Origin of the sequence: Halopiger goleimassiliensis, assembly GCF_000455345.1 — an archaeon.
GTDB lineage: Archaea > Halobacteriota > Halobacteria > Halobacteriales > Natrialbaceae > Halopiger_A > Halopiger_A goleimassiliensis.
In genome coordinates, this window is sequence record NZ_HG315690.1 from 2,107,526 (window position 1) to 2,133,218 (window position 25,693).

Here is a 25,693-nt window from a genome sequence, read left to right on the forward strand (position 1 = left end):
CGCGAATACTGATACGCTACTGGCGGCCGGTCACACCGCTGAGCGGGGCGGTGACGTGGCCCTGCGGCCGGTCACAGGCGGCCGACGAACTGGTTACGTCCGGCTGACTGACCGATCACCAACCGGTATCCACGCCCCACTCGGTACAGAAGTTGTGCGAGGCGTAGACGGACCCGTCGTCGGCGATGTAGACCCCGACGCCGCCGCGGTCCCAGGCGGGACCGCCGTGTTCCTCGAGGATGGCCTCGCGGTGCTCCGTCGAATTCATCCACTGGTCGACCAGCCCCTCGCCGAGCCCTTCGGCGGTGTAGAAGGTCGTCGGCTCGCCGTCCGGGCGGTCGACGGGTCGATCGACCCACGTCAGGGCGATGTTCTCGCCGTAGCCCCGACAGTAGTCGTCGACGTCCCGGAACCGGTCGAACGGGCCCTCGCCGTCGGGGTTCGTGTGCGCGAAGTAGTCGCGCTCGGCCATGTCGTAGCTGTGGGCGCGGGCGACCGAAGCGACGGTACCGTCCCACTCGAGGGGGGCGAGGCCGTGTTCGTCGCGACGCTGGTTGACCTCGGCGTGGACGAAGTCCTCGACGTCGTCCGACGAGACGGTCTCGACCCCGGTTTCGTAACGCGAAACGCCGGGATCGGCGGGATCGGTCACGGAGGGGTCGCGCTCGCCGGCCGGCGGCGGGTCGGAACTGGGGTCCGGTCGGTCGACGATGTCGACGTCCTCGAGCGACTCGAGGTCGTCGAACACCGTCGGCGCGACCGTCACTGCGCCGAGTACGAGCCCCGCGACGAGGACGGCGAACACCAGCAGGCGGGCGAGCGATCGGAGCAACGCCCGGGGCGACTGCCCTGGTCCGGGCACTCGATCGTCGGGCGTCCGGGGCGGGTCGCGATCCATCACTAATCACGTCCACGGAGCGAACCAAGAGGGCCGTGGCGAGTTGCAGTCGGTGATACTCGCTCGCTCCGATTAGAAGTCTCCGATTACTCGGCCGGATCACCGAAGATCGTCTCGTGGAACGCGATCACCAGTCCGGGGACGACGGCCATGAAGAGGTGTTCCTCGAGCGGGATGCCGGCGACGTCGATCCCCGTCCGGAGTTCGACGTCGAAGATGCCGACGGCGAGGGTGTACCGATCCCAGACGTAGGCGACGGGATACAGCGCGAGGATCGTTACCGCGGCCTTGCGGAGTGCGCCGGCCCGGCGGAGCAACGCGAACGCGACGGTCCCCCAGAACAGTTCGGTCGCGAGGTAGGTGTACCGGCCGAAGACGCCGATGTCGGGCACCGGCCGGTCGGTCTCGAGAGTCACTCCTGCCACCACCACGGGCGGCCCCAAAACCGTTCCCCCTGACCGTCACGACGCCACGACGGTGTGGGAACAGGCAGTATGTTAAAAACCCCGGCGGCAGTAGGTCCACGTAGGACGATGAATATTGCTGATATCGCCACCCAGGAGTACATCGAAGTCGACGTCGGCACGCGCATGGGGAAAGTCCGGTCCACCTTCGAGGACGACAACCCCAAGGGAATTATCGTCACCGACGACGGGGAGTACGAGGGGGTCATTAGCGAGCGGGAGGTCCTCCAGTCCCACGTCGAGGACGACGCCAAGGTGGCAGCGCTGATCAAGCCGAGTCGGAGCGCGCCCTCCCCCCGGGTCGACCGCGAGGAAGACGTCCGCGAGACCGCACGCATCCTCATCGAGAGCAACGCGAAGGTCGCACCCGTCTTCGAGAACGGCGACCTCTGGGGCGTCATCACCGACGATGCCATCCTCGAGGCCGTCCTCGACAACCTCGATACCCTCACCGTCGAGGACATCTACACGGCCGATCCCGTCACGCTCGAGGAGGACGACGGCATCGGGCGCGCCATCAACCAGCTGCGGGAACACGGCATCTCCCGACTGCCCGTGCTCAACGAGAACGGCTACCTCTCGGGCGTCGTGACGACCCACGACATCGCCGACTTCGTCATCCGCAAGAGCAACTCGACGACGACCGGCGACCGCGTCGGCGACACCCAGCGAATGCTCGACGTGCCGGTTTACGACATCATGAACAGCCCCGTCGAGACGACCACCCTCGATGCGACCGCGAAGGAGGCCGTCGAGACGATGCTCGATCGGGATTACGCGGGCCTGGTCGTCACCCCGGAGGACGACGACCGGGTCGTCATCGGCGTCATCACGAAGACCGACGTCCTGCGCGCGCTGACGTTCACCGAGGAAGAGCGCATGGACGTTCAAATCTCGAACGTCTCGATGCTCGATACGATCACCCGGGAAGGCGTCGTCGAGGGCATCGAGGAGGTCGCGGACAAGTACGCCGACATGCAGGTCCACCACGCCCACGTCCGCTTCAAGGAACACAAGGAGAAACTCCGCGGGACGCCGCTGGTCCACTGTCAGATCCGCCTGCGGACGAACAAGGACCAGGTCGCCGGCACCGGCGAGGGCTACGGGGCCGAGAACGCCTTCCGCGTCGCCCTCGAGAAGCTCGAACGCCGCGTCCTCGAGATGAAAGGCATCACCAGCGACGAGGAGTACCGGGGCCAGCTACTCCGGAAGCTCAACGAACTGTAACGGCGGCCGCGTTCGCTGTTTTTCGCAGCCAGCCTCACCGAGTGGCGTCGCCGCTCTCGAGACCCGTTTCGGTGATCCGGAACTGGGCGCTCTCGCCCGCGGGTTTCGAGCGGTGTTTCTCGAGGGTCGCCCGGCGGTTGCCGCCGCGGAAACGCTCGAGGCGGAGGACGACGCCGGTCCAGTGCTCTAAGGTGTTGCCGCCGAGGGCGCGGGTCCGATCCGACTCCGGGTCCGAGAACACCTGGTTCGTCAGGACGACCGCGAGGTCGTGTTTCCGGGCCAGCGAGAGGAGATGCGTCACCTGCCGGGCCACCCGGCGGAGCGCCTCCCCTTCGTCGCCGTCGCCGGTGCGCTCGAGGCGGTAGAAGCCGGTCGCGCTGTCGAGGACGACCAGGTCCGCGCGCTCGGCGAAGGCCTCGACGTCCCGGACCGCTTCGGCCTGCTCCTCGAAGTCCAGCGCGTCCTCGACGACGATCCGGGAGGCGAGCGTCTCGACGTCGGATCCCGCCTCGAACGGCTCGTCGTCGAGGTCACCCGACTTCGCGGCGTCGACGAGCGCTCGAGGCGGCGCGTCCGCGTCCGTCCGGGCCGACAACAGCTGTTCGAACCGATCCACGGAGACGCCCTCGGTGTCGATGTAGACCGTGGTTCCGCCCGCGGCGGCGGTCTCGACGGCCGCCGAGAGCGCGAGATTGGTCTTGCCGGCCGCCGGCGGGCCGTAGACCTGCGTCACGGTGCCGCGCTCGAAGCCGCCGCCGAGCAGCTCGTCGACCGCCCTGCAGCCGGTCGGGATCGCCTCGTCGTTCACGGTCGTCCTTGGAACGGTCGGCGCAAAAACCCCCCGGAACGTCCCCGGAGCCGCTCGCGTACGCCGACCGACCCGGTCGGATACGCTTATTCGGATCGGGAGCGAACCCTCCGACGTGATCGTCGTCGCCACGGAGGACTTCGAGGTGTACCACGGCGTGGTCAACGAGCTCCGGGACCGCGGGACCACGTTCACCACGATCGAACCCGACGACGACCTCCCCGAACGGACGACCGTGATCGTCACCGACGAGGATCACGCCGACGACTTCGCGGAGACGGACGCGACTACCATCGTCGCCGAACCCGACGCGGCGCGCCGGGTCGTCGATCAGGCGCTGACCGCACTCCGGGGGTCGGGCGGTCGCACCGTCGTCGGCGTCGACCCCGGCCGCAAACCCGGCATCGCCGTCCTCGCGGGCGAGACGGTCGTCGCGGCCTTCCAGGTCCCGATCGGCGACGCCGTCGAGGTCGTCCAGCGGGAGGTCCACGAGGCGGCCGACCCCATCGTCAAGATCGGCGACGGTGCCCGGCTCCAGAGCGCGAAACTCGTCAACGAACTCGAGGACGTCCGCGTCGAACTCGTCGACGAGACCGGGACGACGCCGTACCTCGGCACGGGCACCCGCGGAATGGGCGACGTCCTCGCCGCCGTCAACATCGCCCGCCTCGAGGGCGAGGTCGTCGACGCCCGCGAAATCGAACCGACCGACGGCGAACTCCAGGTCATCAAGGACCGTTCGCGCGAACGCAGCGACGAGAACCGCGCGATCGACGCGGGACTGGCTCGGCGGGTCGCGACGGGCGAGTTGACGATCGACGAGGCCCTCGAGCAACACCGCGCGGACTCGTCGGCGTCCGGTTCGGACGACGGCTGACCTCCTGGCTGCTCGATTCTCGCTGGTCCCTAGCTGGGCGCTACGGATCCTGTACCGTCCGATTACTCGCTCGATATCCGGCGGTTCCCCTTCGGCGCTACCGGATTGAGGGTCCGAATCTCCCGATATCGGGTCCCTCGAGAGCGCAAGGTGACCGTTTTAGCCATCGATCGTGCCACTGTCGACGGCACGCGTATGGCCCCCGCACTCGTCCACTTTCTCGTCGGTGCCGCCCTGGCCCTCGTGGTCGGCCTGCCGTTCGTGCTCCGGTCGGGACGACAGCAGCACGCCCTCTGGGTCGTCGTGAGCGGTGGGATCTGGGGCATGTTGCCGGACGTCCACCGCGTAACCCCGCTGTTCGCTGACCTGCTTTCGGTGCTGCACGACTCGCGGTGGGGGAACGTCTTCGCCGCGCACTACACGCTCGATCGGCCGCCGTTCGACAACCGTCCACTCGGCTCCATCGCGGGGGCGGTACTGACGTTCGTCCTCGCCGTCGGCCTGTTCTCACTCGCCGGGTCCGTCGGTGGGGGCGACCGTCCGTCGTCGGCCGCGGACGGCACCGATCGCCGACTCGTCGCGCGCGTTCTCGTCGCGGGGTACGCAGCGACCGTCGCCGGTCTCGTCGCCGGCCTCGCACTGGCGGCCGTCGTCGGAACGGCCACCGTCGAATCGCTCGGAATCCTCGCTGGGTGGGACAGCGCCGGCGCTGGCGTCGTCGTGCTGGGTATCGCGTGCGTCGCAGGGGGCACCGTCTTCGCTGCGTTCCTCGAGGCCATCGAACCGGTCGACCGGCGGCTGGCTCCACACTGGGGTGGCGTCCTCGGGGCGGTGTTCGGGATCGTCTGCTGGGGCATCGGCGTCGCCCTCGCACTGCCGGTCGTGCTGGCCGCCATCGCCGATCTCCCGCGACCGATTCCGTACCTCCATCGTCCCGGGTTCGTCGCCCTCCTCGCGTACGGGTTCGTCCTCGGCTGGTCCTATCCCGTCGTTCGCGGATTCGTCGAGCCGGGTACGTACGACCCGTAGTACTCGTAGCCGCCACGTCCCGGGACGAGACGCCCACGATCGACGTCGGGTTCCTCACGGTACCGGCCGATAACGTCTCACTAACGACGAAACCGTACGGATCAACTGAACAACAGTTAAGGGCCGGGGCGAAGTTCGCTGGCCCGAACGAGTCTCTCGAGGGGAGACGATGAGTAACTCGCGCCCAGCCACCACAGCGACCGAGAGCGGCTCGAAGGTCCCACGAGCCGTCATTCACAAACAGATCCTCGACCGCGCAGCGGAGGAACCGGACGCGTCGATGGCGGACATCGCCGACGACGTCAGCGGTGCGACGACGGGTATCGTCGAGCACGTGCTCGAGGAGTACGGCGATCCAGCCACCGGAGACGGTCCCGACGGGGAGGTGTCCGTCCCACCGCTCGAAGACACGCCGGATAGCGTGAACGAGCATTCGACCGAACCCGGGTCGGAGCCCGACGAGGAGACGCTCCCGAACGACACGACCGAGAGTACGATGCCGTCGAACGACCACGACCCAACGATGAGCGAGCGTTCGGACCGATCGGAGACCGACCACGAGACGCCACCGGATCCCGACGACGTCACGGAGAAACAACTGGAGACCTTGCGGGCGATTCAGGCGTACCCGGACGCGACGCAAGCCGATCTCGGGGATCGGTTAGGCGTCAGCAGCGCGACGATCAACCAGCGCGTGAACGGCATCGACGGCTTCGAGTGGTCGGACCGCCACCGGTTCGTCGCCGAACTGTTCGACGGGGCGCGGTTTACGACGGACGGCGGCCCGATCGAGACCGAGGACGATCCGACTACGAACGTCGACGACGCCGCTCACGAGCGGGACGCCGACGCGTCCGACGGGGATGCCGCCTCGTCCGTCGATCGTCCGTCGGCGGACGAGCGCCGAACCGGCATCGAAACGCCCAACCCCGCGTCGCCGGCGAGGGCCGACCCCCACGAGGAACTGGTCGAGCAGCTCTCGACGGTCACGGCCCGGCTCGAGGACGTCGCACAGCACCTTCCAGACGAGGAGACCGCCCGGGGGAACGGGACCGGACTCGCGTCGGATCCGGAACTGACGCACAAAGTCCTCCACGCCTGCCTCGAGGCGGATCACATCTCCGAGAGCGAGGAACTGGAGATCGTGAAGGCGGTGACGACCGGATCGACTGCCGGTTCCGACTAGCTCTCCGCCGTCGTTCGAATCCCCCTCGCTGGCCGATGCCGGAGCCGTCTCGAATGCGGTTACTAGCACCCGGTACTGGAACGAACCACGACTCCTCACGAGGAACGGGCCACTGATCTGAGTAGCGGTGTGGTAACTGGAACCTACAGCAGACACGTCCCGACAGGGAACGGACCGTCGGGGAGTTGCCCCTCGAACGGTCCTTCGATCGGTGCAGGTCGCGACGAACGCCGCCCGGAGCGACAGTCGGTCCACGCCTCGGACGCGCACGTTCAGTGCCTCGACGCGCACGTTCAATGCATCGGACGCACACAGTCAGTGTCTCGGACGCACACAGTCAGTGCCTCGACGCGCACGTTCAATGCCTCGGACGCGTACGTTCGGTCGACGAACGCTACCCGCTCGCCGACCTGTAAGCGGATACAAACAAAATCGGTCTCGGTGATACGGCTACCGAACCAGCCACGCCGGCGGACGACTCGCCAGGACCGGGGTGACGGTTCCGGCCCGTGGGGAAGCGAGTGCTCCGTTCCGGTACGATCCGAGGCGAGACCATGACCTCCGACGCAGATCCAGCGGCGGTCGCCGAGGCGGCTGCCGAGTTCCGCGACGCGTACGACGACGGCGAGCAGGCGCTCCGGACGGTTCTCGAGATCGACGCCGACCACGAGACCTGGGAGTTCGAGGACCAACCCCTCGACTCGGGGACGTTCGGGGAACTCGTCTCCCGGGGGATCGTTACCAGCGTCGACGACGGCTATCGACTCGCGAGTCGCGAGGGCGTGCAGGCCGCGCTCGACGGAGACGAGGTGCCGACCCAACGGGTATCGGCCGAACGCGACTCGAGCGAGGAAGTCGGACCCCACGTCGGGTTCGACCCGCGAGCCGCGGTCGCGCTGATCGGAGCGCTCGGCTTGCTCTTCGTCACCCGGAGCCTGAACTACGCCGCCGTCGTCCGTGAGGGAGACGTCGTTCCGCCGGCGAACGACCCGTACTACTATCTCTACCGGCTCGAGGGACTGGTCGAGGTGGCCGACGGGCCGACCGACTGGAGCGTCCTGACGGCGATTCCCGACGGCGAGCGCAGACCGCTGACGCACGCTACCAACTGGTTCGTCGCCGAGTTACTCGGCGGGGATCAGTGGGCCGTCGATCAGGTCGTCACGTGGCTTCCCGTCGTGTCGACGATCGCACTCGGCGTCGTGGTCTACTGTCTCACAGTCCTGGTCACCGACGACGCACGCATCGGGGTCCTGTCGGTCGTCCTCCTCGCGCTCACGCCCGTCCACGCCGTCTACACGGGGGTCGGCTTCCTCGAGCACCGTCTCCACCAGTACTTCTGGATGGGCGTGACGCTCCTGACCCTCGCCTGGCTGGCGGTCGACGTCCAGCAACGGCGGCAGCTGAACTCGCCCCGGACTGCTGCCTGGGGACACGTCCGGACCCCCTGGGCGTGGCTCGCGGCCGTCGTCCTCGGTATCGCGGCCACCTGTTCGGCGTACGCGTGGGGCGGATCGGTTCTGATGTTCGTTCCGGTCGCGGCGTACGTCGGCTGTAAGGTACTGCTCGACCTCCGGGCCGACCTGTCACCGGGGCTGGCGAACGCCCCGTTGTTGGCCGGACTAGGCATCTCGACGCTGTTGTCCGGCCTCTTTCACCTCGGGTTGGGCTGGCACGAGCCGTTTACCGCGTCCGTTCCGGTCCTCGTATTCCTCGGTGCGCTCGTGGCCGTGGGATTCGCCGAGGTGGCGAGAGCGATCGACGTCGCTCCGGGCTGGCTCCTCGTGGCCGAGGGGCTCCTCTTCGTTCTGGGGCTCGCCGCGTTCAGGGTGATCCGTCCGGACGACTGGCTCCGGCTGTGGGACCGCGCGATGGACCTGTACTTCAGACCGGGCGTCATCGAATCCGTCTCGCTGTTCGGCCTCCACGACTGGATCGTACTCGGGCCGCTGATCCAGGTCGGCGTCAGCTTCTTCGTCGGTCTGGTCGTCCTCGGATGGGCCTGCTGGCTCTCCGTTCGGCGATACGAACCCGGCTGGACGTTGCTCGCCGTGTACGTCCTCTTCTGGCTCGGACTCGCCGCTTTGCAGGGCCGGTTCGCCGCCCAGCTATCGATCCCCCTGTCGATACTCGGTGCCGTCGGCGTGGTGTACGTCCTGGCGGTCGTCGATCTGGCCCGAGTACCGATGCCGTTTCACCGAACCACGATCACCGAGTCGATGCCCTCGAGTCCGAACCCACGGCGCAGCGACGGCGGACGGAGCGATGATGGAACCGATCGGACGACGAGCATCGGGATACCGGACGGTGCGGTGCAAACGGTCGGCGTCGTCTGGATCGTCCTGTTGATCTGTGGCGTCAGCGTCTTCTACGTGCCCTCGCTGGTCACCGACACGGCCTACACAGACGGCGAGTACGAGACGGCACAGGTCATCGACACCCACGCATCAGCGGTCGACCGGGAGTATCCCGAGAACTACGTCTTCAGTCCGTGGACCCCCAACCGGATGTACAACTACTTCGTGAACGGGGAGGCGCGATCGTACCGGTACGCGTTCGCAAACTACCGCGATTTTCTGGCCGACGACTCACCGGACGAGTGGTATCAGCGCTTCCAGGAGGACGACGTCGGCTACGTCGTGTTGACGAACGCCGTCGGCTACCCCGAAACGAGTACCCACACGCAGTTACACGCGGAGCTCGGCACTGGGGGGGAGGACGGCGACCCGCTCGAGCATTATCAGGCGATATGGATCACGGACGATACGACAGCCTTCGCGGTGGTACCCGGTGCCGAAATCGTCGTTCCCGGCGACGTCGCCGCCGAATCCGACGGCCCGGTGACCGTCGAGGCAGCAGTGACGGTGTCGAACCTGCAGTTTCACTACCAGCAGGAGCTGACACCGAACGAGAACGGCCAACTCACGGCGCGAGTTCCCTACTCGGGCGAGTACACGGTCGGCGATCGAACTGTCGAGGTATCGCCCGAAGACGTCGAAAACGGCACCGTCGTGACGCCCTAACCCCGTCTCCGACGAATCCTGACGGGGACGATACCGACTCGAGATCGATATTCGGCCACGCTCGAGTACGGTTCCTACTGCGGCCGAGACGTCCACGAAACGTCCTCCGCCCACTGTGATCGACTCGAGCCGTGGTGCGGGGGCCGTGATCCACGAATCGGTCCTCCAGTCGGCCTGTGTCAGCCAGTTGAACGGGTTCGACGGACGACGGCAGTGTGCTCGAGCGCTCGCGATCGGTCCGGAACGAGTCGTGTGCTACGACGTTCTCCACCGCAGCGTCCCGTTCGGTGCCCTGACTACAGAAGGCTAGGCTTACACACGGATCCGCAATCGACGACTAGTGCGACTAGCGACGCTCCGTGATGCCGGTCGCTAGTCCGCCCGGAGTCACGCGACCATCGAGCGCTCCGTTCGATTCGAGACACTAGTGCGGACTCGAGTCGTGCGATGCGCTCGTCGATCATCGGCGCGTTTCTCGTATGAACTGCCAGTCAAACGTTCGCCTTCACTCGACAGTCAGTTCGAAGTGTACACGGGGTTTACCAGCGTCTCCGGGTTTTCTCCGGGCTGATATGCAGGGACAGCGCATCCTCGTGACCGGCGGTGCTGGGTTCATCGGTTCGAACCTCGCGACCGAACTCGCCGACCGAAACGACGTGATCGTGATCGACGACGGCTACCTCGGCACGCCCGACAACCTCGACGAGTCGGTAACCTACCGTGAGCGGTGCGTCCTCGAGGACGACCTGCCGACCGACGTCGACGTGGTCTTTCACCTCGCCGCGCTCTCGTCGTACGCGATGCACGAGTCGAATCCCCAGCGGGGAGCGCGGGTGAACGTCGAAGGGTTCGTGAACACGGTCGAGCAGGCCCGCCAGGACGGCTGCGAGACCATCGTCTACGCCTCGACGTCGTCGATCTACGGCTCGAGAACGGAGCCGACCCCCGAGGACGTCCCCGTAACCGTCAACACCGGCTACGAAGCGTCGAAACTGGCTCGAGAGCGCTACGCCGAGTACTTCGCGAACCACTACGATCTGACGACCTGTGGCCTTCGGCTGTTCTCGGTCTACCAGGGCTACGACGGCGCGGAGGCCCACAAGGACGAGTACGCCAACGTCATCGCTCAGTTCGCCGACGATATCGCGAACGGGCGGTCGCCGGTCCTCTACGGCGACGGGAGTCAGACGCGTGACTTCACGCACGTCTCCGACGTGGTCCGGGCGTTCGAGGTGGCTGCCGAGGAGGGACTCGAGGGGGTGTTCAACGTCGGCACCGGGCAGCGCTACTCGTTCAACGAGGTCGTCGAGCGCCTTAACGAGCAGCTCGGGACGAGCGTGGAGCCGGAGTACACCGAGAACCCGATTCCCGAGGACGTGTACGTGTACGATACGTGTGCGGATTGCTCGAAGTTACAGGTTGCAACTGACTGGAAGCCGGAGATCTCCCTCGAGGAGGGGATACAATTGGTTTGTAACCAGTACAACACTCCCCTGAGTAATTCCGTATCTAGCGTGGAGTCGTAATCTTAGATAATCGGTTTTAGCGTCGTTGGCTGCATCGGTGGTATAGATTAGGCGAACACTGGCAAGTGAAACTAAGACGGTCAGCTAGTGAGATGTTCTATCGTCCGTTTGTACGTCGATGGAATACCATTGATAAACAGGAAAATGACTGCAAGCGAAACGAGCCATTGGATCAGTGTTATCAGAGACGTCATCTGGCCAGTAAACAACCTCGTTCCGAAGTGTATAGCAATAAGAGCGTATATGACGAGAGAAACCTCCGACGATGATCCTGGTTCGAAGTACTCGTACCCGAACCGGAGTAAGATGCCGAGGACGATCGCACCAACGATAACCCCTATCATCATGAAGTTGAGATATAGTTCACCGACGAGAGAAGGTGGAGTTCCGGCCGGAATATCGTAGACCGCAGATCCCAGTTGGTCACCAATGTTCGCCGGTTTCGACTGCCACACTCGTCTCGGAATCGGGAAGACGAATGGGTAGAGGAGAGTTTCTCCGAACATCGGGGGAAACTGTTCCGGCACCATGTGATAGATGTGAGACACAATGGTTAATTCGGTCCGCTTTGCTCCAGCGATTGCACTAAACGATTCAACCGAGAGGAGGTACGTGGGAAGATCCCACAGCGATAGGGATTCATATCTCGCGATTCTTCGAAGTCCAAGCATAACTTTCGCAAAAAGACCAACGACAGCAACGACAGCGGCTAGCTCTCCAATTTTAAGCTCTCTTCGAGAGTAGTGATAGCAGACGACCAGCAGTACGAAAAACCAAAGCAGTCGTGAACGTGAACTAGCTACGAATGGAGTAATATTTCCCAGTATGACCAATATCCCCAGTACGACTCCCTGTTGTGAACGAAGGGACGTTCCAGTTTTCACAATATTTAGGAAGTACAAAACGGCAGCAACCTGGAATAAGTCCGTTCCCCACCGGATATACAACGTCGGAAGATCACGCTTATCGGAAATCTCTGCAAGCGACGTAGGCCATCCAACGGAAGTGTAAAAAAAGATGATCAACGACACGGTTCCTACGAGACAGCACACTTTGACAGCCGTCAGTGCACGATCTTCGTCCCATTGTACCGTTAGTTCAGGGACATGGCGTGCAATACGTTCTCCAGTTGGGGAGACGTACGCGACGACAAGTAGTGCAACGGCGAGGACACTCATCCCCATCGGTACAACGAGATAGTTGATTCCGTTGCCGAAAAGAAAATTGTTAGCGTCGCCCCTGATCGCGTAATCAAGTGAGGGTCCGAACCAACCCATCAGATACGCGAGTCCGACAAAGCCGAGTGGTGAAAACACGTCCTCTTCACGAAGATAGCCCACTGTGATCACGGTCAAACCGATACAGGCGAGCAGGACTAACTGAACGGCTGGTGAAAGATCGGTGCCGATTGTTGTGACAGCCATCATGACTTCCTATCCGAGCACCTCCTACGACCGGTGTGGTTGGGGACCTTCACCACAACCCTCGTCCGTTCAAACGCACCTTCAAGATCGATGGACGGGCAAATTTCATCCTCTCCAGATCGATCTCGTCCCATAGTTACTCAAGGTACCCTAATTGACGCAATCGTTCCTTTTGTGTCCCATCTTCGATTTCGATAGTGGTCTTTGTCGCGTCCATATCAGCCCTGATTGATTCGCACTCAGCACACCACTCCTCAAGGAGTCGATCGAACCGATCGCGGTGATCCGGAAGGTCTTCAGAGACGTTTTCAGTTTCCATTGGATCAGTGGTCAGATCGTACAGAAGTTCGCTATCGTCCTGCTCAACGAAGCGACGGTAATAGTACGTCGGATTCTGTAAAATATCGAGGAGAAGGTTCTTTTCCAATACTAGTTTGGCCGAGCGAACTACCCAACTAGCGTTCTTCTCACCCCTATCGAAGCGGATGTATTTCCACTCGTCCGACCGGACCGCCTGTGAGGTTTCCGTCACATCGTAGGTACAGACGTCCACAAACGCATGCTCATGTCCATCGACGGATTCGCCAGTCATCGCACCCGCTAGCGAACGGCCTTGTAGAGATTCCGAGACAGTGTCATGAACGTCAACATCGGCGTACTCCAGGAGGGTAGGATAGAGGTCGACCAGACTAACGAGTTCGTCGACGATGGCAGACTCAACTCTCGAGTCACCGTAAGATGCGATCAAGGGAACGTGTACGAGCTCTTCATGCGGCGGGAGTCCATGCCCGAACTCTCCGTGCTCGTTGAAGGCATCTCCGTGGTCTCCGAGGACGACGATGAGCGTATCTTCAAGTTCGCCCATTCGTCCAAGGTAGTCAATCAGCGTGCCGAAGCAGTCGTCGTTGTACCGGATTTCGGAATCGTATAGATCGACGAGATGCTGGATGTCTTCCTCCGTAGCGGAATCGAGTGTCGAATCGATCGTCCCATCGACCGGGCCAGAATACGTTTCGTCAACGAAATTCCGATGCTCCTCCGGTGGGACGTACGGACCGTGCGTTTCGTTGGACCAGAGTAAGGCGAAGAACGGCCGATCCGAATCGACATCGTGTTCTTCTTTGAATCCACGAGTCACGTCCTCTGCCCGAACCAAAGGAACGTCCGTCCGTTCGTGGTCGTCGGTAGCCCGTTGCTGAACGATGTCGTCTTCGAACAGGTCCCTGTAGACATCGAACCCCTTATCGAATCCCCATGAGGAGTTCATGTTCGGCATCGATCCGACACCAATAGTCCGGTAACCCGCTGAGCGAAATTGTTCAGCGAGCGTTGGCACGGGAGGGTTGAACCCGTCAGAGATTCGTCGAACACCGTGTGTTGGGGGATAAAGCCCTGTGAGGATTGAGGCGGCGACTGGACGCGTCCACGTACTCGGGCTGATACACTTCTCGAAACGGATGCCGTTAGCAGCGAGTGTATCTATGTTCGGCGTGGTTCGTCGATCGTATCCGTAGCAGCCAACGTGGTCAGCTCGCAACGCGTCGAATACGTAGAGGAGGACGTTCATGGCAGTTCTATCCCGTTTCACCGACCCACAAATAGGTATTTGGAACGAGTGATGATTGTACGATAGAGTGAAACCTTACGGGAACGCTAACGAAGACACCGTATGTACAGGGGATTCCATTGACGATCGAAAAGAGACCAATTGGACCAGTCCTCAAGTTGGTAAGTCACCGAGAGCGTAACCAGATTATTTAGACGACTTCGTCAAACGGCACTGTCATGGATCAGGTGGTCGAGAAAATCCAGCGTGGCATTCGGAGCCCCTCACTAGTCGCACGAAAATTGAACCAGTTGTACTACTCCCGTGGCGGGTTACGGTCACATTGTCCCGAAGGCATCGACATCGTCGAAGAAGATTGGGATCATCTACTAGTTCTTGATGCTTGTCGATACGACATGTTCCGAGACGCCATTGGTGCCGATAGGCGACTCCAGAAACGGATCTCGAGGGGTTCGTCGACCGCAGAGTGGCTCCGAACTAATTTTGACGGACGGCAACTAGACGATACGGTGTACGTGGTTGCCAATCCCCAGTTTGCGAATCACGCTGATCAGATTGACGTGGAATTTCACGCGGTATACGATCTGTGGGATGAGTACTGGAACGACGACCTCGAGACCGTTCCGGCGGAAACGGTCGCGGCTGTAACGCGCGACATCGCTGAGGAGTATCCTCATAAACGAATCCTCGCACACTTTTTACAGCCTCATCTCCCGTTTCTTGGTCCAAGCGCGGATCAGCTCCCGTCGTCCGAACGGGCACTGTGGTACTCAAAGATGGAGGGAAGCATTTCGGTTGACGAAGAGACGCTCTGGACATGTTACGTCGAAAACCTCGAACTCGCTCTGGAGGAGGTCTTGCCACTCGTGGACGATCTTGATGGGAAAGTCGTCATTAGTTCCGATCACGGAAATATGGCCGGGGAACGCGTCCTCCCGTTCCCTGCCAAACACTACGGGCATCCGGAACGGCTGTATCACCCGAAGTTGGTGGAAGTCCCGTGGATGGAGTTCAAGAGCGAGGAACGACGAAGAATTCGCGCTGGAGAATCGGTGACGACGAACCACACGTACGAGTCACAGAAGGTCCGGAACCGACTCGAAGAATTGGGCTATCGATCGTAACCAGGAGAAACACCTGTACAAGTCGGGCACCGTTCGGTCATTGTGGGACGATTCCTAATCCATGTACCCGAGTTTTTTGAGGTGTTCTTTGACGGTATCTCGCTCGTCCACAGTGCGTGTCTCCTCCCAATCGAATCCCGTACAGAATTCACGGAGACGAGACTTCACGTGCGGATCGGTGATCTGTTCGCCATTGATTTCGAAATCTGGACAACCCCCGTACTCGTACAACTGGGCAGTGCCGTCGTCCGATACGATAAGTTTGTGCTCGTCGTTTAGAACGGCGATTTTACGCCGATCGTACTCGCTACCTTCGAATTCAAACGAGTCGTATCGGATCTCGGGCGTGGCTTCCGTCGAAAGGTACTCAGCGACGATCGGGCCCTCAGATGGAAGCGTCGTCGGAGATGTTTGCGATGGATCGCTGGTGAGCCACTGGTAGAGGTCGCGGAAATCGACGGGATCTGCGACCCGGACTCCTCGACCATATTCAGGGTGTCGAATGACGAGCGGAACGTGCAGCAAGGTATCGTGCACCGAGAATCGATGGGCCATCAGCCCGTGGTCGCCGATATTTTCCCCATGATCACCGACGATGACTACGATCGAGTCCGAGAGTTGACCATCGTCACGAACTGCTTCGAACAGTCGTCCTAGCTGGCAGTCGAGATAGTTGAGTTCACCATCGTATAGCGATTCCATGATATCGAACTCCGCATCACTAATCTCCGTATCGCCGACGTGATATTCGAGTGACGAACCACTGAGATCTGTGTATCGATCGATATTGTCTATCTCCTCTGGAACGAACTTCGATGTGCAATTGTGTTCAATAAACGGCGCGTGCCCCTCCATATAATTCACGAAGAGAAAGAACGGCTCCGACGCATCATTCACCAACGAGGATAGGTGTCTCGTCGTTCGCTTTCCACCGAAATCATTCCGCCTGTAGAGGAACTTTGCGTACAACCCGTTGGTCACGTTGATCAGCGGATTTCCACGGAGGAGCTTTTTGATAAGATCACTCGTCGTTAGATCACGTTCTTTTTCCCTCGAGATATGCCCAATTTCCCGAGTACTGCGAAACAGTTGCCATTCCTTGTAGAATTCATCGAATCCGTCGTCGAACTCAAAATGATCACTTATCCAAATATTATTGCTAACGCCGTATGTACGGTATCCTAGGTTCGAAAACGCTTCGGCGAGAGCCTGGTGGTCGGTAGTGAACCCGAGCGAACCCCCGTGGCAGCCGTGTTCAGATGGAAGTTTCCCAGTGAACAGTGACGCGTGAGCGGGGAGCGTCCACGGAGCGTTCGTATATGCACGTTCGAATACAGTTGCGTCCTCGGAAAATTCAGAGAGGTTTGGCATCGGGTCGATATCACGTCCGTATAACCCGAGTTGTTTTGCGCGAACTGTATCGAGAACGACGAGGATGACGTTGTACTCGTTCGCTTCAGTCATGATAGGTACCCCAAGTCCTCGAGTTGTTCGCGCTGTGTTTCTGAGAGGGAGATCGACTGACCGCCCGACCCGTTTCGACGGATGGATTCGAGGTGAGTTTTGGCCTCAGTCACCGACGTCGACGGTGTTCCGTATGTCCGTTGCCTCTCGAGGTAAGTCCTGATCGCTTTTGGTGCGTTCGCCCGATAATACGCTCGCTTTGGACTTTTGAGCGCCGTTCCGACGATCGCTACGAGCCGTTCCGGTGTCGGCGTTCGGGCAAAGACGTGACCCCCGTTTGAGTCCCAGACGCCTTCGTAACTCAGTGAGCCAGTACAGCCAGGGATAGAGCCCGTCGGAAGGGACGAACGATAAAACGATGGGCCGTTCGATGCTAATCCGTCACGTTGTATGCATCGTCCATCTACCGGCGGTGCCTGGTTATCGAGCGCACCGAGTACAGTGGGGAAAAGATCAACGTGCCGAAATACCCCCTTCGACGGTCGACAGGACGGGAGGTCCGGGTGAATAAACACCGTCGGGACTTCTACTAGGGCTGGATGCATCGGACCGTTGTGGCCGAGAAGGCCGCGTTCGCCGAGAAGTTCGCCGTGGTCCGAAGTGTATACGACGAGGGTGTCTTCAAGGACGTCACGGTCGGCTAGTTCCTCGAGTCGACTAGTAAATTGGCTTGCGTCTCGACCGACCGAGGTAGTGTATTCCGCCTGGAAGCGCCGTGCTGATTGATTACCGCGGCTTTCGAAGTACTCCCACGCGGATCCATCGAAGTCGCCGTACGGTGCGTGCCCACCTGGACCTCGTTCGACTACAAAAAACGGCTCCTCGACGCCCTCAAACGCATCGTCGATCGAGGGGGGATCAATATCAAGCACCGAAAAAAGTGGATCAGTGCCTGACGTCTGATCCCTGACCGAGTTGACGAATCGCGTTTGGAACCCACGAAGATCAAACACGCGATCTACGTCGGTCGGAATCTGATTCGTAAATTCGTCGACGCCGTGTTTCGGCGGATGGTGCCCTGTAACGAGTGACGCGAACGACGTGGGGCTATGGATGGACGCTGCGATCGTCTTACAGGTGAGACCACGGTTGGAGACGACTTCTGGCGTATAATCCCATCGAACTGCGTCACCGACGTAGACGAAAACGTTCGATACGTCGATCGACGAAAGGGACGAAAGTGCGGATGGCATCAGTCGTGACGGTGGCATCCACGACGTCCGTGTTATACCTGTTCATCACTAAACCTGTCATATGCAAAAGTTTACTATTTCCTTCGTCGACACCTCCGATTACTTTCGATGGCCACGATCCTGTACTACGGTACGTCGACCCAAATCCACAGCGGAGCCGCCCAGTGGATGTTTCGTCTCGCGGATCGAATGCGAGAGTTCGGTCACGAAACGATCGCGGTCCTCCCCGATCGAGATGGGATCGCCGAGTGGTACGAGAGCGCCGGAATCACGACGCGAACCTGCTGGGCCGAGCCAGTACAGCGCCAGTCGTTAGCAGCCCAGGCCCAGTACCCGTTTCAGTCGCTTCGGGCTGTACGCGAGCTCCGGCGACTGATCGACGACGAGGGCGTCGACGTCCTCCACGTTAACGAGATTCGATACCTGCCGGCCGTCATCGCGGGCGCGACGAGCGACGTGCGGACGCTTACCCATACCCGAATCTGCCTCGAGTCCCCGAAACTCCGGAAGGTGTTCGGGACGATCGGGGCGACGCTCTCGGACCGCGTACTCTGTGTGTCGAACCGGACGGCGGACATGATGTTTCGAAGCGTCGGTCACGAGCGTTCCGTGGACGTACTTCACGACGGATTGCCGACGCCCGAACGGTTCGATCCACTCCCGGACGGCGAGGTGTTTCGCACGGAGTTCGACGTCGACGAAGACGCGTTTCTCGTCGTTTCGGTCTCGAAACTCGTCGAGAACAAGGCCCAAGACCGATTGCTCGCGGCAGCCGAACGAATGCGGGACGAACCGATCGAGTTCGCCATCGTCGGCGGGCGAGTGGATGGACACGAAGCGTACGCCGACGGCCTCGAGCGACGAGTCGAGGATCTCCAAAACGCTCGATTGACCGGCTTTTACGAAGATCTTCCGGAGGTGCTTGGCGCTGCGGACGTGCTCGTCCACGTTCCGAGGCACGAGGACCCGTTCCCCGGCGTGGTCCTCGAGGGGATGACCGCGGGGGTGCCGGTAATCGGCTCGAAGAGTGGGGGGATCCCCGAACAGATCGACGACGGTGAGACGGGATACCTCGTCGACAAAACGGGTGACGTCGAGGGGATTACCGACAGGGTTCGACACCTCGAACGGAATCCGGACGTTCGGCGTCGCCTCGGAGAAACCGGAAAACGGCGCGCTCGAGAACGCTTCGACCCCGACACGTACTTCGGCGAGATCGATGCCATCTACCGTGATCTCTCCGGCGAGCGGCGGTCGCAGCGATCCTGTGGCCCGGAGGACGAACGCGAACGGGCCGTCGGATACAGCTCCTCCCAGGAAAACTACTCGATGTAGCCGAGATCACGGAGGTGCGATTCGAGGTCGTCGCTAGAGCGGGTCGGGACCGTACCGTCGTCCACGAGCGGACCGCGCCGCTGACGCAGATCGGTGGCCAAATCCCTCGCTTGACGGTCCGGGGCTTCCTGTTCGATCCCCGATCCGCGATAGATAATCTCGTCGTCGCCGTCGTCGAACGTACAGGCGAATTCGATGTCCGAACCATCGAGGTTTCCACCGAACACTTTGGTACCGTCGGCGTTCCGAACGCCGCGGAAGGTCCGCATCGAACCCCGCTCTTCTTCACCCCATTGGGTCACGAAGAACGCACGATCGCGGTACATCTCGTTCGGTCGTGAACAGGCGCGGCCTTCCGTCGACTCCGGAACGTCTACGCCCGTTGCCTCGAGCACAGTCGGCATGAGGTCGACGAGACTGACCTGGTCGTCGATGACGTCGCGTTGCCAGTCCGGGCGAGCGATCACGAGAGGGACGCGAACGATGTTCTCCCAGAACGCTGGCGGTACGTGCCCCATCATGTCGTACTGATCCGGACGAAGGCACTCACCGTGGTCGGCAGTGAAGACGAGCACGTCCCGGTCAGGATCGTAGAATTCGCGCCGGACGAGATCGTCAACGAATTCGAGGACTTCGTCTCGAAGGTACCGACAACACGCCTCGTACGCGGCGTGAACGTCGCCAACGTCGTCCGACGAGTAGCCCCGACCGTTTGCCTTCACGGCCTGTCTGGTCACTCGGCCGAGTTCGACTCGGTCCCAGTCTCGGGAGAGCGACACCGACTCGAGATACTCCCGTGGGGGTTCATACGGGTGATGCGTGTCCATGTAGTGAATCCAGCAACAAACGGATCTATCGCGGCTCCTGTCGAGCCACTCGAGCGCCTCGTCGTGTAACCGTTCGGCCGGCTTGTAGAACGTCTCGTCGTCGGTGACGGTAGAGGCGATGCGACTGAAGACGTTAAAGTACGCCCACTCGGCCGCACCGAGAAGTGGTTCGAGTGGCCCGTCCCGAAATGCTCCGGCGAGTTGCTTCTTCCACGAGGCTTCACCTCTATTTCCGCCAGTGAACCCCGAGCCGTACCCGTACTGCTCACCGAACAGGTAGTTATCGCTCCACAGTCCGCAGTCGTATCCGGCTGCCGCGAGCGACTCTGCGAGCGTCGTCGGCGCGTTATCGGACGGAAGTCCCCAGCCTGGAACGGTATCCGAGTAGACCCCTGCAGCGAGGCCCGGCATCGCGGAATTCGTGTCCGATGCCGTGGCAACTGCGTGCGTGAATTCGACGCCATCGACCAGTGAAGCGATCTCGGTGGCAGCGTTCGCGAACGACTGCTGATTCAACGAGTCCGCCGAGAGCAGGAAGACGTTGGGGGAACGGTCTGTAGCCATGATATTGGTTATCGTTGCCGTCCGGCCCACACGTAAGACGTCTGCAGACGGGCGCTGTCGCTAGGGGGGTATTTGGTCGTTCGAGACGCCGGACTCAGTGTCGATGTGTCGACCATTCTGGGCGGAGGACCACGCAGAGGGAGTATTCCTTTTCGATCGTTTGCCAGTGACCGACGGGATAAGCAAACGCTACAGACGACGACTTCGACTCGTGACGAAGGGGGGGGCCAATCAACCCGGACTCTTTCGGTCACATCCGTGCATTGCGGGACGATCACGCTAGCCTCCGGTCGAACCCGCTACTACTAGTCAGTTCCCAGCACCCGGATTCGTCCGGTTTTTCACAGTCAATAGATGTACACAGCGACCACCTACAGTACCGGATCCCGGATAAATCGTCCGTAGAACCTCGAAACGTGCTCTATCCTTATTACAGGACTGGGGGGTAAGCCGCCTATGGACGTAAGTATCATTGGTGGTGCAGGTCACGTCGGGTTGCCGCTCGGACTCGTCCTGGCAGATTCCGGTCACGACGTCACGCTCGTCGACACCGATTGTGACAAACTCGAGACGATCCGGCAAGGGACGCTCCCCTTCTACGAACCCGGGGCCGAAGCGTTGTTGCAGAGCGCCCTCGAGACCGGTCGACTCACCTGTACCGATCGGATGGACGCGGTTCGTGACTCGAGCGCGGTCGTTTTCGTCCTCGGGACGCCCATCGACGAACATCACAACCCGCAGATGGAGGGACTGCTCGAGGTGGTCGACGAATCCGTTCCACACCTCTCGCCGGGGGATCTCCTGGTCTTCCGATCGACCGTCTACCCCGGAATGACTCATCGCGTGCGCGACTTGCTCGCAGACCGCGGCCTGACGGTCGGCGAGGACGTGTATCTCTCGTTCGCGCCGGAACGGATCGCCCAGCACAAAGCAATCGAGGAGATCAGGTCACTCCCACAACTCGTCGGTGCGTTCGACGACGAGAGCTACGAGCGTACCGTCGAACTGTTCGATTCGGTCGTCGACCGCTGTTTACGGTTGACACCGACGGAGGCGGAACTCGGAAAACTCTTTACCAACATGTGGCGGTACCTCACGTTCGCCGCCGCCAACGAGTTCCACCTGATCGCGGAGTCGTTCGCCAAACAGTACGACGTGAACATCCACCGAATACTGGATACGACGAGCGAGGACTATCCGCGATTCGACGTTCCCTCGCCCGGTGCGAACGTCGGCGGTCCCTGTCTCACCAAGGACGGCTGGTTCCTGATCGACAACATCCCCTACAACGAACTCGTTTCGGCGTCGTATCAGATTAACGAAGGAATGCCCGCCCAGATCGTCAATCGAATGCTCGATATGCGACCGGGGCCGGAGAAGATCGCCGTTCTCGGGATGACGTTCAAGGCCAACTCGGACGACACCCGCAACTCCGTTTCGTTCAAGATGCGCAAACAGCTCAGGATGCGTGGGTTCGAGCGCGTCGTCGAGGTCGAACCGAACGTCGAGGGATACGATTCCCTCGCCGATATCGAAGACAGCGACTGGGTGATCCTGATGACGCCCCACGACGAGTTTCGGGACTTCGACCGGATTACGGATCTCGTCGGCAACGACGACTGTCTCTACTGCGACCTGTGGGGTGCCTGGGAACCCATGCGGTACGACTCGGCGAACGGCTACTTCTACGGCTACGAGTACGAGGAGGTGACGGCCCGATGAACGTCCTCGTCGCGGGCAGCGAGGGATCGCTGATGCAGTGGACGATCGACCACCTCCTCGAGGCGGGCCACGACGTACTCGGCGTCGACAACCAGTCGCGGTACGAGGATTACGACCTGACCAGGGTCGTCGACCGGGACCGCTACGAGTACGTTCGGGCCGACCTCACGGATCCGGACGTCGCCGTGGAACTGACTGAGGACGTCGACGGAATCATAAACGCAGCGGCACTGATCTACGGCGTCAAAGGGTTCCACGAGTACCCCGCGGACATCCTCTCGAACGACCTGACGATCCACCGAAACCTGCTCGAGGGAGCAGTCGAGAACGACGTCCCACGGGTCGTCTACATCTCCTCGTCGATGGTCTACGAACAGGACGAGACGCCACATCGCGAGGACGACGTCTGGGACAGTCTCGTCCCGTCGACGGATTACGGCCTCTCGAAGGTCGTCGGCGAACGGTACAGTCGAGCGTTCGCCGACCAGTACGACGTCACTTACACTATCTGGCGACCGTTCAACATCATCACGCCGTACGAGCGCGGCGAGGACGAACCCGGCATGAGTCACGTCTTCGCCGACTTCATCCGAAAGATCCTGATCGAAGAGCAAAACCCGATGGAAATATTCGGCGACGGCGAACAGGTCCGGTGTTTCACCTGGATCGACGAGGTCGCCGAGGCTATCGCCACCCAATCGTTCGTCGACGAGACGAAAAACGAGGCGTACAACCTGGCCAACCCCGAACCGGTTACGATGAAGGAACTCGCCCGACGCATTCACCGAGCGGGCGTCGAACGCGGCTTGCTCGAGGACGAACCCCTCGAGTTCGAACACGTACCGATCTACGACGACGACGTGAAAGAACGGGTTCCCGTCGTCGAGAAGGCCGCCGAGGACTTCGGCTGGCAGCCCGAGGTCAAACTCGAGGATTCGCTCGAACGCTGTATCGACGAGGTCGACGAACTGTATCTCGACTGATGGAGGGATCGATCGTACGATGAGTTCGAACGCTTCCTCCCCGTCGGTCGTGCTCGTGAGCCAGTTTTTCGATCCGGATACCTCCGCGAACTCTATCCTGTTGTCGGACGTGGCCTACGGCCTCGCGGATCGAGGCGTGGACGTTACCGTCGTGACGACCCAGCCATCCTACACCGACGACGACCGAACGTCGAAACAGCCGACGTCGGAGGTCGTCGACGGCGTCCAGATTAGACGGCTTCCGGCGACGCGGTTCGACCGGAACGCCGGGCTGGCGAAACGCATGCTAAACGAACTGTCGTTCTTTCTCGCGGCGTTCGTCTACCTCGCAGTGCGAAAGCGAGGCGACGTCCTCTTGTTACCGACGTCCCCGACGTTCATGCCGATCGCCGGATGGCCGCTTCGATACAGAGGGTACCGGCCGGTCCCGATCGTCATGGACCTCTACCCCTCGATGGCGGTCGCACTCGACTATCTCGAGGCGGACAGCCCGATCAGACGCGTCTGGGACTGGTTGAACCGTCGGGCGTACCCGAAGGCCGAACTGACGGTCACGATCGGTGAACGCATGGCCGAACGGATCCAGGCGGAGTACGGACCCATCCCGGTACGCGTGATCCACAACTGGGAAGACGGTGAGTTCATCGAACCCACCGAAAAAGCCGACAACGAGTTCGCACGCCGACACGGGTTCGACGCACAGTTGACGGTCCTCTACTCCGGTAACCTCGGTCGCCACCACGAGCTCGAGAGCGTCCTCGAAGCAGCGACCGCGCTCGAAGAGGACGACGATGTGACTGGCTTCGAGTTCGTCTTTATCGGTGACGGCGGAACGAAGGAGAAACTACAGCGGATGGCCCGCGAGCGCGACCTCGAGTCGGTACAGTTTTTGCCGTATCAGCCGGAAGAGGAGCTTCCGAAGTCCCTTACGAGCGGCGACGTCTCGCTGGTGACGATGCGCCGAGCGGTCGAAGGACTCTGCGTCCCGAGCAAGTTCTACACTGCGCTCGCGAGCGGGCAGGCCGTACTGGCCGTCGCGACGCCGACTTCCGAGATCGCTCGAGTCGTCGAGAGAACCGACTGCGGTCTCGTCGTGGAACCGGGCGATGCGGAGGGACTCGAAGAGGCCGTTCGGTTCTGGCTCGAGAACCCGGAGCGAGTGATTGAGATGGGGAACGCTGCGAGGAACGCTTTTGAGAGCGGATATACGAAAAACGCTGCGATCGACGAATACCACGATGTCGTTCGAACGATCGCCTCGGAACCAACGTCGAAGCCGAGTATGCCGGTGCAGGCCGGTCGATCGGGATGAGTGCAAAGGCGTTTCGGGAGTCGAGAACTAGAACCTGTCCCCGTATTGTCGCTCGGGAACGAACGCACCAATCATATCGGGTCCTCTGCTAGTACTGGATTTCGTAACCGGTTTTAGGCTCGTCGAACGATAGCGATTCTCGAGCTAGTGAACGTCACCATATCACTTGAACTACGTGTGGTGGATCACCAACGGTGTGTTAAATCAGGTCGACTCGAGGGGGGACTATGTAACAGTGTCGTAACAATATATCCGTTAGCCGGTGTGTGAGGGTATGGCTACAGCATCCAGCGCTATCGACTCGGTTTTACAAGACGGAGTCGCAGAGACGCTTTCTAAAGGTGGGAGCCTGCTTCCGTCACCGGTTGCGATTCCGTACGAGATGGTCCTTCACGCAATACACCCGGATTACGATTTCGTCACCGTGAAGCCGAATGGCGAGACGTGGATTGCCGTCAATCGAAAGACAGGTGATGCATATCACTTTCCTCGCTGTCCTCACGCCGGACAGTACCGTCACGTCGCGACTGGATATACGGGGAACATGGTAGAGAAGTATACGTTAGACGGGTTCGTCGAACTGGAATCGGACGACGTCGTGGTCGACGGTGGAGCGTTCGTCGGCGCGTTTACAAGGGCAGCAGCAGCAAAAGCATCCACAGTTCTCGCCGTCGAACCGAGTCCCGCGACGCTTCACGCGCTCAAACTCAATACGAGCCAACTGGACAACGTAACTGTCGTTCACGGTGCACTGTGGCACGAATCGAACACCCTACAGTTGCATCTCGGCGTAGACGCAAGCGATCACTCACTAATCGACATCGACGACGAGGCTTTGGGGCATTCCGTGGAGGTCCCTGCCTATCGCCTTGACGAACTCGCACCCCGGCACGGACTCGAGTCAATCGACTTCCTGAAAATCGATGCGGAGGGGGGAGAACCGGAGGTTCTCCGCGGGGCACGTTCAAGGGAGATCGAAAAACTGGCCGTCGATTGTGGGCCGGAACGTCGTGGAACAACGACCGCTGGAGAAGTGACCGATATGTTGCAGGAACGCGGCTATTCGACTGCCACTGAGGACGGAATCGTATTCGCTCGACACGAAGACGCGTGAGGTGACGAAACGTAGACGAGCAGGGC

At 61.1% G+C, this 25,693-nt stretch carries 20 protein-coding genes; 12 read left to right on the plus strand and 8 right to left on the minus strand.

Features of this window, described 5'->3' with window-relative positions; genetic code table 11:
* Positions 1-115: 115 nt before the first annotated feature.
* The gene (locus tag TX79_RS10370) at positions 116-898 is read right to left on the minus strand and encodes a CAP domain-containing protein (protein WP_049927372.1); all 783 of its coding nucleotides are present in this window, start codon (positions 896-898) and stop codon (positions 116-118) included.
* A gap of 86 nt (positions 899-984) precedes the next feature.
* Positions 985-1,314, minus strand: a complete 330-nt coding sequence (locus tag TX79_RS10375; RefSeq protein WP_230198566.1) for a lycopene cyclase domain-containing protein — start codon at positions 1,312-1,314, stop codon at positions 985-987.
* Positions 1,315-1,431: 117 nt separating this feature from the next.
* On the opposite strand from TX79_RS10375, the gene TX79_RS10380 reads away from it, so the two are divergent.
* Positions 1,432-2,589, plus strand: a complete 1,158-nt coding sequence (locus tag TX79_RS10380) for a CBS domain-containing protein (protein ID WP_049927373.1) — start codon at positions 1,432-1,434, stop codon at positions 2,587-2,589.
* 34 nt (positions 2,590-2,623) lie between these two features.
* Here the strand turns inward: TX79_RS10380 and TX79_RS10385 are convergent, their stop codons facing one another.
* Positions 2,624-3,397, minus strand: coding sequence for an AAA family ATPase (locus TX79_RS10385; RefSeq protein WP_049927374.1), 774 nt, complete (start codon positions 3,395-3,397; stop codon positions 2,624-2,626).
* A gap of 115 nt (positions 3,398-3,512) precedes the next feature.
* Here TX79_RS10385 and TX79_RS10390 point away from each other — a divergent pair, with 115 nt between their 5' ends.
* The 5 genes from TX79_RS10390 to TX79_RS10415 all read left to right on the plus strand — a co-directional run bounded on the left by TX79_RS10390 (position 3,513) and on the right by TX79_RS10415 (position 11,038).
* Entirely contained in the window at positions 3,513-4,274 is a 762-nt protein-coding gene (locus TX79_RS10390) for a hypothetical protein (protein WP_049928354.1), read from the plus strand.
* 195 nt (positions 4,275-4,469) lie between these two features.
* A complete protein-coding gene (locus tag TX79_RS10395; RefSeq protein WP_049927375.1) occupies positions 4,470-5,303 on the plus strand; it encodes a hypothetical protein in 834 nt (277 codons plus the stop codon).
* 169 nt (positions 5,304-5,472) lie between these two features.
* Positions 5,473-6,489, plus strand: coding sequence for a winged helix-turn-helix domain-containing protein (locus TX79_RS10400; protein WP_049927376.1), 1,017 nt, complete (start codon positions 5,473-5,475; stop codon positions 6,487-6,489).
* 554 nt (positions 6,490-7,043) lie between these two features.
* Positions 7,044-9,512, plus strand: coding sequence for a hypothetical protein (locus TX79_RS10405; protein ID WP_049927377.1), 2,469 nt, complete (start codon positions 7,044-7,046; stop codon positions 9,510-9,512).
* A 572-nt stretch (positions 9,513-10,084) separates the two neighbouring features.
* A complete protein-coding gene (locus TX79_RS10415; RefSeq protein WP_049927379.1) occupies positions 10,085-11,038 on the plus strand; it encodes an NAD-dependent epimerase/dehydratase family protein in 954 nt (317 codons plus the stop codon).
* 80 nt (positions 11,039-11,118) lie between these two features.
* Here the strand turns inward: TX79_RS10415 and TX79_RS19020 are convergent, their stop codons facing one another.
* Together TX79_RS19020 and TX79_RS10425 are read right to left on the minus strand one after the other, a co-directional pair.
* Positions 11,119-12,462 carry an O-antigen polymerase gene (locus TX79_RS19020; protein ID WP_195892486.1) on the minus strand — a complete coding sequence of 448 codons (1,344 nt, stop codon included), beginning with the start codon at positions 12,460-12,462 and terminating at the stop codon, positions 11,119-11,121.
* A gap of 136 nt (positions 12,463-12,598) precedes the next feature.
* Positions 12,599-14,029: a sulfatase family protein gene (locus TX79_RS10425; RefSeq protein WP_081655533.1), complete on the minus strand. Its 1,431-nt coding sequence runs from the start codon at positions 14,027-14,029 to the stop codon at positions 12,599-12,601.
* Positions 14,030-14,247: 218 nt separating this feature from the next.
* Here TX79_RS10425 and TX79_RS10430 point away from each other — a divergent pair, with 218 nt between their 5' ends.
* Positions 14,248-15,153: a hypothetical protein gene (locus TX79_RS10430; protein WP_154660499.1), complete on the plus strand. Its 906-nt coding sequence runs from the start codon at positions 14,248-14,250 to the stop codon at positions 15,151-15,153.
* A gap of 54 nt (positions 15,154-15,207) precedes the next feature.
* Here TX79_RS10430 and TX79_RS10435 read toward each other — a convergent pair whose 3' ends face one another.
* Entirely contained in the window at positions 15,208-16,617 is a 1,410-nt protein-coding gene (locus tag TX79_RS10435) for a sulfatase (RefSeq protein ID WP_049927383.1), read from the minus strand.
* Entirely contained in the window at positions 16,614-17,810 is a 1,197-nt protein-coding gene (locus TX79_RS19025; protein ID WP_195892487.1) for a sulfatase-like hydrolase/transferase, read from the minus strand. The genes TX79_RS10435 and TX79_RS19025 overlap by 4 nt, the downstream gene beginning before the upstream one ends.
* Before the next feature lie 108 nt (positions 17,811-17,918).
* On the opposite strand from TX79_RS19025, the gene TX79_RS10440 reads away from it, so the two are divergent.
* Positions 17,919-19,145, plus strand: coding sequence for a glycosyltransferase family 4 protein (locus tag TX79_RS10440; RefSeq protein ID WP_049927384.1), 1,227 nt, complete (start codon positions 17,919-17,921; stop codon positions 19,143-19,145).
* Here TX79_RS10440 and TX79_RS10445 read toward each other — a convergent pair.
* Positions 19,133-20,536: a sulfatase-like hydrolase/transferase gene (locus tag TX79_RS10445; protein WP_049927385.1), complete on the minus strand. Its 1,404-nt coding sequence runs from the start codon at positions 20,534-20,536 to the stop codon at positions 19,133-19,135. The genes TX79_RS10440 and TX79_RS10445 overlap by 13 nt on opposite strands.
* A gap of 456 nt (positions 20,537-20,992) precedes the next feature.
* Between TX79_RS10445 and TX79_RS10450 the strand changes: the two genes are divergently transcribed.
* The 4 genes from TX79_RS10450 to TX79_RS10465 all read left to right on the plus strand — a co-directional run bounded on the left by TX79_RS10450 (position 20,993) and on the right by TX79_RS10465 (position 25,667).
* Positions 20,993-22,258, plus strand: a complete 1,266-nt coding sequence (locus tag TX79_RS10450) for a nucleotide sugar dehydrogenase (RefSeq protein WP_081655535.1) — start codon at positions 20,993-20,995, stop codon at positions 22,256-22,258.
* Entirely contained in the window at positions 22,255-23,241 is a 987-nt protein-coding gene (locus TX79_RS10455) for an NAD-dependent epimerase/dehydratase family protein (RefSeq protein WP_049927387.1), read from the plus strand. The genes TX79_RS10450 and TX79_RS10455 overlap by 4 nt, the downstream gene beginning before the upstream one ends.
* A 19-nt stretch (positions 23,242-23,260) precedes the next feature.
* Positions 23,261-24,553, plus strand: coding sequence for a glycosyltransferase family 4 protein (locus tag TX79_RS10460; RefSeq protein ID WP_049927388.1), 1,293 nt, complete (start codon positions 23,261-23,263; stop codon positions 24,551-24,553).
* Positions 24,554-24,827: 274 nt separating this feature from the next.
* Positions 24,828-25,667, plus strand: a complete 840-nt coding sequence (locus tag TX79_RS10465; RefSeq protein WP_081655536.1) for an FkbM family methyltransferase — start codon at positions 24,828-24,830, stop codon at positions 25,665-25,667.
* Positions 25,668-25,693: the final 26 nt, after the last annotated feature.